The sequence below is a fragment of the Flavobacterium sp. FlaQc-48 genome (assembly GCF_044007335.1).
Lineage (GTDB): Bacteria > Bacteroidota > Bacteroidia > Flavobacteriales > Flavobacteriaceae > Flavobacterium.
This window is the reverse complement of sequence record NZ_JBIPCR010000021.1, coordinates 36,744-53,632: the sequence shown is the minus strand read 5'-3', so window position 1 is coordinate 53,632 and position 16,889 is coordinate 36,744. Positions and strand designations below refer to the sequence as shown.

Annotated in this window: 15 protein-coding genes; 8 read left to right on the top strand and 7 right to left on the bottom strand. The window is 34.3% G+C overall.

Going from position 1 to position 16,889, the window contains the following annotated elements; all coding sequences use genetic code 11:
* Positions 1-61: 61 nt before the first annotated feature.
* From ACHRWY_RS23845 to ACHRWY_RS23835, 3 genes are all read left to right on the top strand, one after another.
* Positions 62-694 carry a DNA-3-methyladenine glycosylase gene (locus tag ACHRWY_RS23845; protein ID WP_395357893.1) on the top strand — a complete coding sequence of 211 codons (633 nt, stop codon included), beginning with the start codon at positions 62-64 and terminating at the stop codon, positions 692-694.
* 23 nt (positions 695-717) lie between these two features.
* Positions 718-1,230 carry a G/U mismatch-specific DNA glycosylase gene (mug, locus tag ACHRWY_RS23840; RefSeq protein WP_395357892.1) on the top strand — a complete coding sequence of 171 codons (513 nt, stop codon included), beginning with the start codon at positions 718-720 and terminating at the stop codon, positions 1,228-1,230.
* Between the two features lie 555 nt (positions 1,231-1,785).
* Positions 1,786-3,753, top strand: a complete 1,968-nt coding sequence (locus ACHRWY_RS23835; protein ID WP_395357891.1) for a DNA/RNA non-specific endonuclease — start codon at positions 1,786-1,788, stop codon at positions 3,751-3,753.
* Between the two features lie 472 nt (positions 3,754-4,225).
* On the opposite strand, the gene ACHRWY_RS23830 is transcribed toward ACHRWY_RS23835, so the two are convergent.
* Entirely contained in the window at positions 4,226-4,603 is a 378-nt protein-coding gene (locus ACHRWY_RS23830; RefSeq protein WP_395357890.1) for a hypothetical protein, read from the bottom strand.
* 62 nt (positions 4,604-4,665) lie between these two features.
* Positions 4,666-5,733 carry a Ppx/GppA phosphatase family protein gene (locus tag ACHRWY_RS23825; protein WP_395357889.1) on the bottom strand — a complete coding sequence of 356 codons (1,068 nt, stop codon included), beginning with the start codon at positions 5,731-5,733 and terminating at the stop codon, positions 4,666-4,668.
* 236 nt (positions 5,734-5,969) lie between these two features.
* On the opposite strand from ACHRWY_RS23825, the gene ACHRWY_RS23820 reads away from it, so the two are divergent.
* Positions 5,970-7,214 (top strand): MFS transporter, encoded by a 1,245-nt coding sequence (locus tag ACHRWY_RS23820; protein WP_395357888.1) that lies wholly within the window; start codon positions 5,970-5,972, stop codon positions 7,212-7,214.
* Between the two features lie 159 nt (positions 7,215-7,373).
* Here ACHRWY_RS23820 and ACHRWY_RS23815 read toward each other — a convergent pair whose 3' ends face one another.
* Positions 7,374-7,637 carry a hypothetical protein gene (locus ACHRWY_RS23815; protein WP_395357887.1) on the bottom strand — a complete coding sequence of 88 codons (264 nt, stop codon included), beginning with the start codon at positions 7,635-7,637 and terminating at the stop codon, positions 7,374-7,376.
* 291 nt (positions 7,638-7,928) lie between these two features.
* A complete protein-coding gene (locus tag ACHRWY_RS23810; RefSeq protein ID WP_395357886.1) occupies positions 7,929-9,182 on the bottom strand; it encodes an OmpA family protein in 1,254 nt (417 codons plus the stop codon).
* 760 nt (positions 9,183-9,942) lie between these two features.
* On the opposite strand from ACHRWY_RS23810, the gene ACHRWY_RS23805 reads away from it, so the two are divergent.
* The 4 genes from ACHRWY_RS23805 (at position 9,943) to ACHRWY_RS23790 (ending at position 13,502) form a co-directional block, all read left to right on the top strand.
* Positions 9,943-11,658, top strand: coding sequence for a sensor histidine kinase (locus ACHRWY_RS23805; RefSeq protein WP_395357885.1), 1,716 nt, complete (start codon positions 9,943-9,945; stop codon positions 11,656-11,658).
* 91 nt (positions 11,659-11,749) lie between these two features.
* The gene (locus ACHRWY_RS23800) at positions 11,750-12,400 is read left to right on the top strand and encodes a response regulator (protein ID WP_395357884.1); all 651 of its coding nucleotides are present in this window, start codon (positions 11,750-11,752) and stop codon (positions 12,398-12,400) included.
* 282 nt (positions 12,401-12,682) lie between these two features.
* A complete protein-coding gene (locus ACHRWY_RS23795) occupies positions 12,683-13,054 on the top strand; it encodes a hypothetical protein (RefSeq protein ID WP_395357883.1) in 372 nt (123 codons plus the stop codon).
* A 70-nt stretch (positions 13,055-13,124) separates the two neighbouring features.
* Complete coding sequence (locus tag ACHRWY_RS23790) at positions 13,125-13,502, top strand: YegP family protein (RefSeq protein WP_395357882.1); 378 nt, start codon at positions 13,125-13,127, stop codon at positions 13,500-13,502.
* Positions 13,503-13,599: 97 nt separating this feature from the next.
* Here the strand turns inward: ACHRWY_RS23790 and ACHRWY_RS23785 are convergent, their stop codons facing one another.
* From ACHRWY_RS23785 to ACHRWY_RS23775, 3 genes are all read right to left on the bottom strand, one after another.
* Positions 13,600-13,920 carry a roadblock/LC7 domain-containing protein gene (locus tag ACHRWY_RS23785; RefSeq protein ID WP_395357881.1) on the bottom strand — a complete coding sequence of 107 codons (321 nt, stop codon included), beginning with the start codon at positions 13,918-13,920 and terminating at the stop codon, positions 13,600-13,602.
* Positions 13,921-13,992: 72 nt separating this feature from the next.
* Positions 13,993-15,933, bottom strand: a complete 1,941-nt coding sequence (locus tag ACHRWY_RS23780) for an OmpA family protein (RefSeq protein WP_395357880.1) — start codon at positions 15,931-15,933, stop codon at positions 13,993-13,995.
* A gap of 11 nt (positions 15,934-15,944) precedes the next feature.
* On the bottom strand, positions 15,945-16,862 hold the full coding sequence (locus ACHRWY_RS23775; protein WP_395357879.1) for a type IX secretion system membrane protein PorP/SprF: 918 nt from the start codon (positions 16,860-16,862) through the stop codon (positions 15,945-15,947).
* Positions 16,863-16,889: the final 27 nt, after the last annotated feature.

Genomic DNA, 16,889 nt, shown 5'->3' with positions numbered 1-16,889 from the left:
ATCCCGTCACAATCTTTTTTAGATAATGTATTACTTTTACAACATTATAATCCAGTAGTTCATGTCTAAAGATTCCAAAAGCAATCCAACTAAATTACAATTCTCTTATTATCTAAATCAGGATGTTCTCTTTCTGGCGAAAGATCTTTTGGGAAAAGTACTTTTTACTCAGATAGAAGGAAAAATAACCGCAGGTATAATCGTCGAAACCGAAGCCTATTTTGGTGTACAGGACAAAGCTTCTCATGCTTATGGTGGCCGGCGTACCGACCGAACTGAGACATTATACAGTCAGGGTGGTATTTCGTATGTTTATTTGTGCTACGGCATTCATAATCTTTTTAATGTGGTGAGTTCTGTTGATGGTGAGCCACATGCCATTTTAATAAGAGCAGTTGAACCTCTAATAGGCAAAGACATCATGGAATTAAGACGAAATATGCCTGCCAGCAAAGGAGCTATTTCTGCCGGTCCGGGTTCTGCAGCCAAAGCTTTGGGAATCGACAGGACTTTTAATCAAAAAGATTTAACCGGAGAAGAAATCTGGATTGAAGATCACGGCATTCGCTACAATCCTGATGAGGTTGCAGCTACGCCAAGAGTGGGTGTGGCATACGCACAGGAAGACGCGCTTTTGCCCTGGAGGTTTTTTATTAAAAACAACAAATATGTAAGCAAGCCAAATAAAGTTTAAATCTCAATTCTTAAAATAAAATAATGCCAGCACAATTAACCGATATTATAGGTCCAGACCTAAAAGTTCTTTTTTGCGGAATTAATCCTGGCCTAAAATCAGCTTTAGACGGTCATCATTTTTCCGGGAGAAGCAATCGTTTCTGGAAAGTTTTGCACCAGTCAGGATTTACACCCAAACAAATCGAACCTGAAAATGACAAAACTATTCTCGAATTAGGATTAGGACTTACCACTGCAGTTGCAAGGGCAACAGCGCGTGCAGATGAACTTTCAAAAGAAGAGTTCAAAGAATCTATTGACGTTTTTAAAAATAAAACAGAGCAATTCCATCCCCAATATATTGCCTTTCTGGGCAAAGCCGCTTACATTGCTTTTTCAGGTAAAAAACAAATTTCATGGGGATTACAACCCGACGATTTCTGTGGCGCTAAGGTTTGGGTTCTTCCAAATCCGAGTGGTTTGAACCGTGGTTTTACTTTGGTTGATCTTGTGAGCCATTATGCTGAATTATATCGGGCTATTTCCGGGATCTAAAATAAATATGTTTCTTAAGATGTTTTGGTTAATTACGTCCCCCGTTCGCTTCGCCCGAGCCCTAAAACTTTTATTTAACAAATCTAAACACCGCTTATATATTTTAGAAAAAGAATGAAAAAAGAACGCATTTTTTTTACATCCTAATCGATGTACATTTTAAATAAACAAAACTTCTTCCCTCATAATACCCCTTCTTACGGTTCTCATAAAATAAGTTATCCTATTTAATTTTAAAACGGCTTTGTTCAAAGCCGATACGCTCTCGTGCGCAAAAAAATAGTATCTCTTTTTCTAAGGATAAAAGAATAGCAATTGTGTGTAAAACTGCTCTACATTCAAAAACAGGTATTTACACTTATCTGTAATTCAAGCATTTAACCTAAATTTACAGGTAATAATTTAAAATTGATTATGCTGAGAAACTATATAAAACGATGTTACAATCCTTAGGTACTCCTTCTTACTGTTTGCTCTCCCTCTCAGGAATCATAATCTTTTTTTGTAATTCCCATGCTTCTTTTTCCATCTATTAATAACCTAAATACTCAAACCATGTCAAATTTTACAACATTTTACGAAGAACATTTTATTAGAGAATTAGAGAGTCAAAAGCAACTATCAAAAAGTCAGGAAACCGACATCAAATTAACCACTTTTGCTAAGCGTGTTGGCCGTATGGCTGATAGTGGTGCCGGAATTACAGTTTTAGATCTGGAACGCTATATGGGGCGTAATGATCTTTTGCGATTTAATTATTTGTCGCGCGGTATGCAGGCCGGTAAAGCGGTTTGCCGAATTTACGTGGCAGACAAATTTGGAGGCGGTTCCTGGGGCACTGGATTTTTAATTACACCCAATCTTATTATTACCAACAACCATGTAATACCGGATCCTGAAAGTGCTGCAAGATCCTTTGCAGAATTTGGTTATGAGGCTGATAATAATGGCCTTTTACAACAAGGCAAACGCTTTAAAATACAACCTGAAAAAACATTTTTGACCAGTATCGCAAACGAACTTGATATTACCATTCTCGGGGTGTCGAATATTGCTGATGATAACATAACCTCTATTGCCGATTATGGTTTCCTGAGAATGAATCCCGCGCTCCATAAAGTAGAAAAACTAGAATTTGTATCTATTATCCAGCATCCTAATGGAGATGAAAAATACATTTCGATCAGAGAAAATAAAGTCATTAAAATCGGAGATGAAAATCCGGATAAAGATATTAAAATATGGTATGAATGCGATACTGCAAAAGGATCTTCGGGAGCTGCGGTATTTAATGACCAGTGGCAGGTTGTAGCGTTACATCACAGCAGTGTGGCCGATAGCCGAAATAACAATGGTACAATTGAAGTAAAACTGGTTTCGGGCGAATGGATTCCAAAAAATGATGAAAATGAATATGAAGAAGATCTTTCCTATATCGCAAACGAGGGTATTCGCACCAGCAGAATTGTAGCCTACATTAAAAATCATATTGGATTACCCGAAAATCAGTCTGCTAATTTGTCTTTTCTAAAAGAGTTTCTCGACGATGTACTGGGCGTTAAATCTATCACAACTTCAAATACAAAAGAAAGTATTGTTACCACTTCTCCCCTTCTTGAATCTTATACAGAAAAAACAAAAAACATCTGGCCTTTAGAACATTATACGGGACGCACAGGTTATCAGGATGGCTTTTTAGGAATTAACCTTCCATTACCCGAAGTGACAGCCCGAGCTTTAAAATATGGGCCAATAACACCTGTGCAGGGAACATTGGACAACGTCCTGAAATACCAGCATTTTTCTGTAATCCACAATTCAAAACGAAAAATAGCTTTTGTAACTGCAGTGAACATCGACGGAAATACCTGGAAAAATATAACGCGCGGTGTTGATAAATGGTACTATGATTCCAGAATCCCTCTGGATGTACAATTAGGGGAAGAAATGTATTCGAACGAACCTTCTCCCGGCGGAAGTAAAAAAGGCTGGTTCGATCGTGGTCATCTGGTAAGAAGGCAAGATCCGGACTGGGGAACTGACGATGAGGCATTATTGGCTGATGAGGATACTTTTCACTGGCCAAATTGTTCACCGCAATATTGGTTTTTTAATCAAAAACAGGAGCTTTGGCAGGGACTTGAAAATTATATTTTATACAATACCGATAAAGACAATCTGAAAGCATCTGTATTTTCGGGACCCGTTTTTGATGAAAACGATGAGCTACACAGAGGGGTACAAATTCCGCAGTATTTCTTTAAAATAGTCGCTGTTACTGACAGTACCGGAAAACTTTTTAGCAGTGCTTATGTCGTATCTCAACAAAAATGGGCAAAAGATATTCCGTTTGAAGTATTGCCCGTAGGAGATCTCAATAATTCTCAAACAACAGTTGCCAAAGTAGAAGAGATGACCGGTTTACAATTTCCTGATGCCCTAAGAGAGGCAGATGTCAGAAAAGACAAAAATGATACACCATTACGATCCCTGGCAGATGTTGAAATACCAAGAAGAGCGTAGTGAAATTTTATTCTAAATGAATTCTGACAGTGTCAAAATCCATAAAAAAACCTGTAAAACAATATTTTACAGGTTTTTAAATTTCTACAAAAAATAAAATTCAATATTTTAAACTTTACAGCTACCTGATCATTTTTCAATTACAAATACAAAAGTTTAATGTTGATCAGACAGCCTAGCTCGACCCCAAATCGATGTTATCCCTAATGAAACACAACAAGTAGGCCATCTGAAACAACAAAAAGATAAATAAAAAAACAATGTGCAAAAACTAAATACGGTACAAAAAAACAATTCAACTGTTGGGAATTGTTTTGCTATTTTCCAAAAACACAATCTCTTCGTTAGTATAGGTAGCTTCTCAAAATTTTAATATTTACTGGATATACAGTATAAAATGCATACCCATTTTATAAAAAGCCTTGAAAGAGTTTGAAAGGCATTCTCAAATTCCGGCCTTTCAAATCAACTTTTACAGCTTGCTTGCGATTTCTTTTTTATACTTATTCAGGATTGCTTTTGTCATTCCTAAATTTGCTTTTGTGGCATCTACGGCCAGATAAATAAAATACTCGCCATTGTCTGAAATATCGATGATATGAATTTGAGTCGAGAGCGTAATCATAATATTATCGATGACCTGATCATTTAATCCCAACACATTAATGGCATTCATTTTTGCTTTAACGACTTCTAAGTTAAAGGCAGAAGCCAGTTCCGGATCAAAATCAGGAACTACGGTTAATGATAAATACGATATTCCACTTTTAATTTCAGCTACTGATACGGCAATAAAACCCGGGACATTTTTTTTGAGGTCTTCCCCAAATTGATTTAAAAAATCTGACATTCTTTTTTTATTTAAATTACTATTGTTACTTCCGCTTTAAGGAATTTATTTTTACTGCTATCTTAATAAACCGGTTTTGATCCTTTTGAGTGATCCACAATGTAGCTTACTAACCATGCGACTTGTCCCTGCTTTGCAAAGAATATTTTCTTGTTATTGATATTCGGGATTTCTTCTAATGCGGTAAGCAAAATGTTACTGGCCGCAATAAGGTTTTTTTGAGAATAGGTCTCCAGAACTTTTTTTACATCAGGGTTCGTTAGCGATAAACTCACTATTTTTCCGAAATTATTTTCGATAATAAATTTTGATGAAACAATATCTTCATACCGAATTTCATTAAAATTATTCTCTGCGGATTTCTCATTAAACAAAGTGTAAAATGCCCAGACAGCACCACCCGATAAATAAATGTTTTCTTTCTTTACTGACTCCGGCCTGTTCGAATACATTCTTTCAAAATCTTCTCTTAATGTGGGCATATAATCAAAAGAAGCCTCTTTATAATCCAGAGAAGGTTTTAGCTTATTTCTCTTTATCACTTTTTCTGTTAGTGTGATCGTACCAATATCTACGGCAATAGGGAAAAATATATTTGCCCCATTGACCACATTGATGTAACCTCCTTTTGTATTTCCTCCGCCAATATCCAATATCATGGAGTTCAAATAATTTTTAGGCGGAATACAGCCTTTCAAAAGCAGCTTTCCTTCTAATGATGCCGTAATGACATCCAGATCTTTATTGGTCAGCACTTTTATTCTTTGTACCAGATCGTCTACATTTTTTGCCATTCCAACTCCTGATGAAGCAACTATAAAAATATTCTGGTTTTCAATTTTAAAATCCACCAGCAATTTTTTATAGTTTTTTAAAACAATAGTACTGGTAGAATCGATATCACTTTCTGCTAAATTTCCGTCGATAGACATTCCTCTTGATATTCCGGTATTTTCAGTCCAGAAATCTTTTACTTCAAATATTCCTTTTTTTGAGTTTTGAACATCAATGACAGACATTTTTACTCCTTTGCTTCCAATTTCGATTCCGCCGTAAAGAGATTGCGACTGAACCTGAATATTGCATAGAAGCAATAAATAAAATATAAAATTACAAGTTGTTCTTTTCATTTTTAATACTAATACATTCATACTCTATTTTGATAATGCAAAAGTAATTTTGACAAAATAAATACGCTGTAGAACATGTAATGAGGTTTTGTAGAAAGCATTCTACAGTCTGATAATCTGTCGTTCTACAAATTTCTAACTATTGATTTTCAGAGGCTTTACGACTCAAAAAAAGGTCTTTTTTTACCCTTACAGGTTTGTAAAAAATTCTACTTTTGCGAAAATTTTAAAAAGAAATGTTCAAAAACTATCTCGATAATTATAAAAATTTCCCAAAGGAAATATGGATCCTTACTTTAATTACTTTTATCAACAGAGCCGGAACTATGGTGATTCCGTTTCTTTCTAAATACATGAAAGAAAACCTGCATTTTACTTATAATCAAATTGGCTGGGTTATGGTATTTTTTGGAATTGGTTCCATGATTGGAACCTGGCTCAGCGGAAAACTGTCTGACTTAATAGGTTTTTATAAAGTAATGCTTTTTAGCCTTTTTGCCAGCGGAATCGTCTTTTTTATGCTGCAATACATCACTACTTTTGAAGCTTTCTGTGCCGCAATTCTAATATTAACGAGCATAGCCGATATGTTTCGTCCGGCAATGCTGGTATCATTAAATACGTATACTAAAAAAGAAAACCGTATTCAGGCCTTAACATTGGTCCGGGCTGCAGTGAATTTGGGTTTTCTGTTTGGTCCTGCTTTGGGAGGCTTGCTTATTATGCAAGTGGGGTATCAGTACTTATTTTATGTTGACGGATCAACCTGTATCCTTGCCATTTTAGTTTTTGCCATTTTTGTAAAAGAGAAAAAGCTTCCTTTTAAACTTAAAAAGCATATAATCCCGGAAGAAAAGTATACGATAATCAGGGATAAGCCTTTTTTATTGCATTTGGGTATTTCGATGATCACGGGAATCTTATTTTTTCAAATTTTTACGACTTTGCCTTTGTATCATAAAGAACAATTTTTATTATCTGAATTTGATAGTGGCCTTCTTTTAAGCATGAACGGTTTACTGATTTTACTTTTTGAACTGCCTATTGTGAATCACATGAAACGAAATAAAACCGATAACATCAAAATTATCCTCTTAGGGCTTTCCCTGATGTCTGTTAGTTATTTCCTGCTCTTAATTCCCTGGAGCGGAATTTTGATTGTCATGATGCTTTTGATGGCTTTTGGTGTAATGTTTACTTTTCCGTTTGCCAATTCATTTGCTATGAGCCGGGCTTACAAATCTCAGGAAGGAAAGTATATGGCCGTTTTTACTATTAGTTATAGTATTGCACATATTCTGAGCACCAAAACAAGTATGGCCATTATCCAGCATTACGGGTATAACAGCAATTGGATTTTTATGGGAGTATTAGGTAGTTTTGGGGTTTTGCTTTGTTTTACTCTTCAAAAAATGGTGAAGAAGGAGAAGATTGCGACTAAAAAGAAAATCATAAACTCATTATTCAAATCAAATATTTAGAACAGACTTTCTTTAGCAGATTTACTGCAAAAAAAAAGAGCTGTTTTTCAACAACTCTTAAGGCTTCTATTTATAAATTAAACTAATTCAAATTTCTAAATTAAAGCTGTGTTATTATATTCAGGCTTAAGGCGTATATAAAAGATACCTTTATAACGGTTATTTTGTCATTTTATTGGAATAAAGTACAATGGTGTCGTCAAGATTTTCCTGAGTTATAAAATCTAAAATAAAATTATGAACTACATCCCGTGTCGCTGAGGCAAGGGTAAAGGCATTGATATAAAACTGTTCATCTTCTTCAACAAAATGAATAATCTCTGTATACCCTTTAGAAATCAACTGTCCTTTTAATTTAATTACACTGAGTTCTTTCTGGTTTCCTATCTCCTTTTTGATTTTTAATTTTACGACTTTATCCATTGTGGCATTTTAAAGTGTTGCTAATACATTCATTTATTTTTATAATTCAGGGCAACTACTTTTATGAATGGGTATTAAAATTTAAGATAATTTATACGCTCCAATATACCATCTATCAAAAGAGATGATTCCTCATTTTCCCTCAAAGATTGTCCGACTCTGTGAGTTTTGCTTACCACATTTTATCGCTGATGATACATTTATTGCGGCAATCGAAGCATATAAATATCTCTAGATAACGGGCCTCATAATCAACATTAAGGCCCGTTTATCAACAAAAAACCCAAATCTTTATTTCACTCTAAAAGTAACTTTGCGCACTAATTTTCTGGCAGCATCAGAATCTTTGTCTACTGATGTATCTTCTCCTGCCCCAACAACTTTTAATCTTGATTCGTTGATACCTGCTTTGATCAGGGTATTTTTTACATTGACAGCACGGTCATTAGACAATTTATCATTGTAAGCTGATCTTCCTAATTCATCAGCATGGCCAATAATTTCAACAGATGAAGATGGATTTTTTCTTAAATAATTCAGGATAAAATCAATACCTTCTGTAGATACATTTGTTGGTGTTGTTTTGTTGTAATCAAAATACGTACACACATAATCGCCATTAATTAAGTTTTTAATCAATTCGTTATTATCCGGTGTTGTTTTGCTTTGGTCTTTACCGTAAGTTTTCACTAAATAACTTTCTAATTCGTCCGGAATGTTATTGTTGTTTAAGTCGATCGATTTTCCTTTAGTATTTACCATCACACCTGAAACTGTGTTTGGTTCTTCGTCTAAATAATCTGCAACACCATCTTTGTCCGTATCCAGCATTGACGTTTCAATATCTGCAATTCGTTTTTTCAATGCATCAATTTCACCTCCGTTATCCACAATCCAGTCAGCATGTTTTGCGTTTTTACCCAGGTAAACGGTCAAACCTACGGTTCCGTTAAAAAGAATTCCGCCAAAACCTCTTGTGTTTGCAGTACTTGCTGCATCAAAAGCAATGTTTTGGTTAGTATTAAGAATAGTGGTAAAATCTCCCGTTAAAACAAGTCGGTTCGATAATTTGATCTGACCTGTTACCCCTGCAATAAAATTTCCCATTCTGTCTTTTAAGGCAGAATTCTGATCTTCTAATTGTGCCAGTCCAAAACCCGCATGACCTAACAAACCAATTGTATTGGTCCAGGTTTCAAAATTCATGATTCGGCCTAAGTTAGCTACTGCCTGAATGTCTGCTCTGTAGTATTTAGTATCAAAATCCAGGGAGTTATTTTTTCCTGTAAAACTGTTGTAACCAAAATCGGCTTTTAAACCAAATTTATTATTAAACATATAACGAACTCCTAAATCTGCAACATACGGACTTGGCGTAGAGGTAAAATAACCTTCTGACATTGGTCGTTGAGGTTTGTTGAATCCCCCGCTTAATTCGACAGACCATTTATTAAAATCTAATTTGTTGTTTTCTTCAGTTTTGTTTTGAGCACTTATAGTTGTAATTGCAGCAGCAAAAACCAAAGTAAGCATAACTTTTTTCATTTTTATTTTGTTTAAAATTTTCGCCAAAATTAAATTACAATGATTCATGAAAAAAATGAGCAGTAAAAATCCAGCCCCGATCAGGCGGCACAAACTACTCAAAAACGAATAAAAAACAAAGATTAAAACATTGATAATCAGCAGTCAAAAACATATTCAAAAAATCTCTGATTAAGAGGAATATCCCTATAATTGTAAAATTTAAAGATCTTTTTTATAATTTTACACTTTATTTCAAAATCGGAAATACGGCTCTAAAAATTGTAGTACATGTTCTACAGCCAATATCGTAATGTTCTACGCGCCACTATGTATAAGCAAGTTATCTTTGCCATTAATTAAAAAAAGAAAAACAAATATATTTTTTGAATAAATGAATTTAAATATGTAGATTGTATTAACATATTAAATTATTTACTGAATTAAAAGACCTACCCCAAATCTCTTTTAAATATGTGTTTTTGATTTAGCTTAACGTTAATTTTTTATCAAAAAATTAATGCATTGGTTAAATTTTGTTATTAAATATTCAAAATAACGATTGATTTATCAGATTAATTTCACCTAAAGTGAGTTAATCAGCATCGCAACATCTAAACAATTATTAATTCTAAAAAAAGTAGTACCAGTACTACTTAATGAGTCGGCTAAAAAAAACTAATAACCATTAAACGAGTTAGATTTTTTCTATACTCCGCATCTTTTACTATTTAAAGTATAAATTTTGATTAAAAAGCATTTTAAAGAAAATACCACCAGTTTGAGAAAATTAAAATTTAAATACAGAAAAACAATTCATTATGCCCTGTTGGCAGCCGTAATTTTTTTGGAGGTCGCAGTTGTTGCAATTTGGTATAATGAAAATAAAAAAGAAGCTGAACTTTCAAAAGTTTACAGCACTTTTAATTCAATGAATCGAATATCAAAGCTGACCAGTAAGGTAAGCAACTCCTTTATAGATTCTCAAAAGCATTTTAATAATTATATTATTTCTAAAGACAAAGTTTCTTTAGACAAATACACTACATCTTTAACTGAAGCAAAAGAACTTGTAAACAACCTGAGTACAGTCACTCAGCATGACAAGGCTTTTAAAAGTATATTGATCCGTAAAAAAAAATCAGAAGCAGACATTATAGCTTTGCAATCTGCCATTGATTCTATCATTACTTTACAAAGTGATCCAAACAATAATCAGGCAATAAAGAACTTTAAGCTGCAGAAGTTTGAATTCAAAAAAACGCTGGACAGTCTTAAAACAGACTCGTATATCATGGTCGATAGTGTTTCAAAAAAAGGGCTTTTTTCAAGACTGGGCGATGCTATTTCAGGAAAAGTAGATATCCAGAAAGAGCAGCTCAATACGATTGTAACCATGAAATATAAAGACAAAGTTACAACCGGAAGTGTCGAAGACCAGATTAAGAATGTCTTAAAAACCACAGACAAATATTATGCAGGCGAATTTAATCATTTAAAGAAATCCTTCATCAATTTAAGAAACCAGGACTTAAAACTCATTAAACTTAATAATGAACTGCTGAGTTTAAGCCAGGAAATTTTACCTAATTACAATAATGCTTTGGATACACTTCAGGGAAATTCTCAAAACAAGCTTCAGGACCAACTGAATTCCAGTGAAAAAGTTCGGAATTATAGTATTGTAATGCTGGTTTTGTTAATGTTTATCATCTCGCTGATCCTTTTTAATTTTACAAGACTGGCATTCGAATATGAAAAACGATTAACCAAAGCGCAGGACCAGATTCGTCAGAGCTTAGATTTTAAAAATAAAATTATGGGTATGATCAGCCATGAAATCAGATCGCCTCTTAATATCATTTCGATTTACAGTAAAAAAGTAAGTTCGTCGATTGTTGATGTTGAAATAAAAGACACTTTTAAATCGATTCAGTTTACCACAAATGCCCTGGTTCATTTGGCGAATCAAATTTTGGAATACTCCAAGGATGAAAATTATCAGCCCACTTTAAAATGTGCCAATTTTAATCTGAAAACCGAAATCTATCAAATCGTTTCATCGATGTCTTCGCTGGTTGAATCCAAGGGCAATAAAATCGAAATAAATTCAAATTTAAACGAAGATTGCGAGGTATACTCTGATGCCACAAAAATTCATCAGCTTTTTTACAACATCATAGGAAACGCCAATAAGTTTACAGATAATGGTGTAATTGCGATCACGATTAACCTTGAAGACCTTTCGGATTTTGAACGGAACCTACAAATTGAAGTTCACGATAACGGAACCGGGATTTCTGAAAAAGACCTGAAAAGAATCTTTGAATCGTATTATCAGGGTACTACTTCCAAAAAAATAAATGACCTGGGCGTTGGCCTCGGACTAAGTCTCTGCAAGGAAATAATTGAACTGTTTGACGGCGAAATTAACGTTCAGAGCAAAGAAGGAAATGGTACAACTGTAACTTTTAACCTCATATTAAGTCAAATTTAAAAAAAACAAAAAAAATGTATGAGGCATAATAACGAATTTATTATGCCATCGCGTATTAACACTCCAAAAAACCAAATTAATTGTTTAACTAATGAAATCATCCAACAACTATAATTTTTTAATTGCCGACGACCATAGCGTATTGCGTCAGGGAGTTTCTCTTATTATTAAAGATTTGTTTTTAAACGCAAAAATTTTCCAGGCTGGTAACTTTAAAGATACTTTTAAAATTCTACGCGAAACCACCATCGATTTATTGATTTTGGATGTGAATTTCCCGGATGGAAACAGCTTAAATATTTTACCTGAAATTAAAATTCTTCAGCCTGCTACTAAAGTTTTAATGTTTTCTGCTTACGACGAAAATATTTATGCCATGCGTTATCTAAATGCGGGAGCTTCCGGTTATTTAAACAAGGAAAGTACCGAAGAAGAAATGAAACACGCCATCAATACCATGATGTTGTCTGGCAAGTTTATTACACCAAGTGTTAAAGACCGAATTTTAGATTCTTATATTTCAAAAAAACCAATTAATCCTTTGGATCTTTTATCAAACAGAGAAATTGAAGTAGCGCGTTTGTTAATTAAAGGCTACGGTAATCTGGAAATCCTGGAATTACTAAAAATTAAAAAAACAACGGTAAGCACGTATAAATACCGCATTTTTGAAAAACTGCAAATCGATAACCTCGCCAGTTTAATTGAACTTTTTAATCTTTATTCTGAAGATAAATATTAATTGATCCCAACATTACAACTTAAAAAAACATCTTATTTATTTGATCTGTATCACGAAAAGTGGAGTCTTTAGGCGCCACTTTTTTTTGTTTTTAAACCTAAAGCAAAACAGACCTCAGCCCTGTAGAAATCATTCTACAAAACACTGCTAACTTGTTCTATAAAGTATTGATTTTACAGCAGGTAACTTTGTAAAACATTGAATGGAGTTATTTTGAAATCAAACCAAAGAATGTAAAAATCTTTTAGCGATAGCTGTAAATTTTTAAAGATAAAGGGAAAAATGGGAAAGGGAAAAATATTGCTATATGATACCAAAAAGAAGTTTTTCAAAATCCTGAAATATGCATTCAAAAAGGATTTTGTTTTTGACGTTTATTCGGATATCACAGATTTTGAAGCGTTGCTGGACGAGTATTCTTCGGCAGTATTTGTCATCTATTCCGAAAGCAATCTGAAGGAATTTATGAGAGTTTCACAAAAAGGAGTCCCCATAATTGTTTGTACCTCTAAGCAGGAAATTTTTGAGAAGCTAAAAGATATTAATGAAATTTTCTTGTATGACTGCTCAAAGATAAAATCAGAAATGGTGGTTGAGCTGAAGAATTATTTTTCATTCGAGCAATTTGTTTTTCATTCCATCTCAATTCAATAATCGCAATAACAGAAACAGTACCGCTATCATTTTTCAAACAATTGTGTAGCGCTAAATAAAGTAATCTAAAATGGAAAAATTTGTAATTAATAAAAATTCGAATTGCGAATTTCAATTTGAGTTTATAGACAAAAAAGGGCATATTATTTTGAGCAGTGGCGGATATACCCGAAAATTAATGTGCCTTAAAGGCATTGAATCTGTGAAAAGAAATTCTCAGGATAATATTAAGTTTTTCAGAAAGACCAATTCGAATAATGAAGCCTATTTTAATCTGAAGGCTTTTAACGGAAAAATCATTGGCGTAAGCAGGTTGTTTAAAAATAAAGATTTACGGGACAAAGGCATTGAATCCTTAAAAGTAAAAGCGCCAAAAGCCCCTATTGAAGACCGGTCTAAACAATCGATTAAAATGATTTTTAGCCCCTCGCTGGATATTGCCATTTAAAATTTTCAACCTTTACTTATACTTAAAACCAAAAAAGCTAATTCAGATTTGAATTAGCTTTTTGCATTCTCTTTAAAAATTATATTAGGATTGTATATTAGTTTCTAAAAGCAGCATCCATTTTAAGTAATAAAAGCCCAATTCGGGTATTGTCCTTAGAAAGCAAAGCAACACAATTATCATAACTGTCTATATTGGCTACCACAATACCGTTATTGTTTTTGATCATCACCTGTCTGGTCAGTCCGTTTTCAAGGTCATCGGTAAATTCCTGGCACATTTTAATAATAATCCCCATCATAGCTGCTACATTATGATCGTATTGCAAATTAACCGATTTTATCAAAATCCCATCTGTATTAAAAATCAAACCAGAGTCGGCACCGGTTTCATTTATTAAGGTATCTATATCAATCATATTTTATGTAAGTATAAAAAGAGGCCGTTCTAACTATAGAAAAGACCTCTTTTTTTTAAAACCAATTCACTATTATTCCATTGAAACTATTATAAATTCGCTGCGTCTGTTTGCCTGATGTTCTGCTTCTGTACAAGGTACATTGTCTGAACAGTTATTGACCAACTGGCTTTCTCCATAGCCTTTTCCGGTTAATCGGTTGGCAGCAATTCCTTTTTTTACCAGCCAGGCAATGGTAGATTTGGCTCTTTTGTCTGACAATGCCAGATTGTATTTTGCCGTTTGGCGGCTGTCTGTATGCGAGCGAACGTCTACTTTCATTTTTGGATATTGCTGCATTACTTCGTAGATTTTCTCTAGTTCGAAAGCACCTTTTGAAGTAATGTTCCATTTATCCAAATTAAAATAAACAATCGAAATGTCCATTATTTTAGCCAAATCACTATCAATCGTTACCGGTTTTACACGCTGTTCCAATGCAATATTCAACTCTGTTTTACCGGTAGCATCTTTAATATTAACCGGTGTTTCTTTGGTTTCATAATTCTCTTTGGCAGCTCTTACGTAATAACTTTTACCGCATTCTGCCTCAAAATGATATCTTCCGTCTTCGCCTGTTTTCATTTCTGCAATACTCTTAAATTGATCGTCAAGCAAATTCACTGTCGAAAATGGCAGTAAAACATTAGTGTCCAGATCTAAAATGGCTCCAAACAAACTTTGTGTACATTCCATTTTTTTAACCTCTGTAAAACGATAGATATCATCATATCCCATTCCTCCTTTTCGATTAGACGAAAGAAAACCATTGCGGTTTTTACTGTTGATTATAAATGCAAAATCATCCTGTTTGCTGTTGATGGGTTCCCCAATATTTTTGATTGTCCCAAAAGAAGCATCACCATTCATTTTAGCCACAAATATGTCCAGTCCGCCTAATCCCGGTTGCCCGTCGCTGGCAAAATACAACTCGTTATCTCCTGACACAAACGGAAAAGTTTCGCGTCCTTCAGTATTGATTGTTTTACCCAAATTTTTGGGTGTCCCAAAACTTTCGTCGTTATTGACAGATACGCTATAAAGATCTGATTGTCCGTACCCGCCCGGCATATCTGAAGCAAAATAAAGTGTTTTTTCATCCGGGCTTAAGGCCGGGTGTGCTGTATTGTAATTATCACTATTAAAAGGAAGTTCGCTTATATTCTCCCATTTTCCATCGATTAAACTTGCTTTGTACAATTTGAGCAAGGTAATTTTCTTGTCATTTTTTCCTTTTTTACCATCCAGAAAGTTGTTTCTGGTAAAATACATGGTTTTACCATCCTGAGTAAAAGTTGGTGTGGATTCATTGAATTTTGAATTGACTTTTTTCGAAAATTTCTCTACTTTACCTACACTTCCATCCGATTGTAATTCAACCGAATATAAATTGGTAAACGATTGATTGGTCCATTTAAATACCCTTTTGGCAATGCTTCCGGTATCTCTCGCTGAGGCAAATACCAGTTTATTATCCAGAAAAGCGCTTCCGTAATCTGAATACCTGGAATTTATTCCTGCATTTGTCATTTCAAAACGTCCTGAATTTGTTTTAATCACATCCAGATAGTTTTTATTATGCTTCGCTAATTCGGCTCGTTCATCATTGCCGGATTTCTGCTGAAAAAGCTCCATTATTTTTTCTGCCTTCGCATAATTATCTACAGATTTCAATGCCTGGGCATAACGGTAATAGTATTCCGGGTTCTGGTTCTGGTTCATTTCAAATAAAGCATCATACCACTTTGCTGCCTGTGGCAAAAGCCCGTTGAAATAATACGAGTTTCCTAATTTTTGAAACATCTTCTCGTCCTTATATCCTTTATTGGCTACTTTTTCATAAGTAGCGATGGCGTCGATATAAGCATACTTATCATAATCTTTATCGGCACTGGATATACGGCCCGCCTGTGCCAGTCCTTTGATGGTAAAAAGCACTAAAAAAACGGTACAAACTAATTTTTTAATTTTCATAACTGGAAGTATTAAAAGAATCTCGGTGAAGTTATTCGGCTGTAATTTTTCAGGAATTCAAAACGCAGGAATATTTCATGCGATCCTGAATTGTATTTATTCAAACGGGTAGTTTCATGATCGTAGCCATATCCTATATACAAACCGTCTGTAATTTGAAATCCAGCCATAGCACTTATGGCAGCACTCCATCTGTAGGCAACTCCTAAAACAAATTTATCGTTGAACATAAAGTTGCCCGAAAGATCTACCTGCAAAGGTGCTCCTTCGACCATTTTGGTTAATATTGCCGGTTTGAATTTTATGTATTGATAGTGATCCAGATCAAAGACATATCCTGCAATTAAATAATAATTGATTTTGTCTTTATAAATAGCTACGTCATTGTCACTGTACCGATTGGTTTCGATAAAATTTGGAACTGATAAACCAATATAAGCTTTGTCTGAATGCCAGTACACCCCCGCTCCGATATTGGGTGAAATTTTACTGTTTAAATCCTGAAATTGCGGATCGCCCTGATTTTCGGGATTCAGTTTATTGATATCCAAATTAAATAAATTGGCTGATGCCTTGATTCCGAAAGACAATTTGAAAGTCTCTGAAGTCGGGACTGTATAGGATAAATCTGCCGATAAGGTATTCTCATTCGTTGGCCCGATTTTATCATTGAGCAGCGAAACCCCTAATCCTAAATTGCTATTGTTTAAAGGGGTATTTAAGGAAAAACTGCTGGTTTCCGGCGCTCCGTCAAGTCCAACCCATTGGGTACGATATAGTCCGAAGATACTCATGGCACCTCTTGAACCGGCATAAGCGGGGTTTATGCTAATGGTATTGTACATATATTGTGTGAATTGTGCGTCTTGTTGCGCATAACTCCCAATTGATGCCAGAATCAATACCAATACTATAATTTTTGTTCTCATGTGTTTTAGTTTTATAATTCCGGGAGA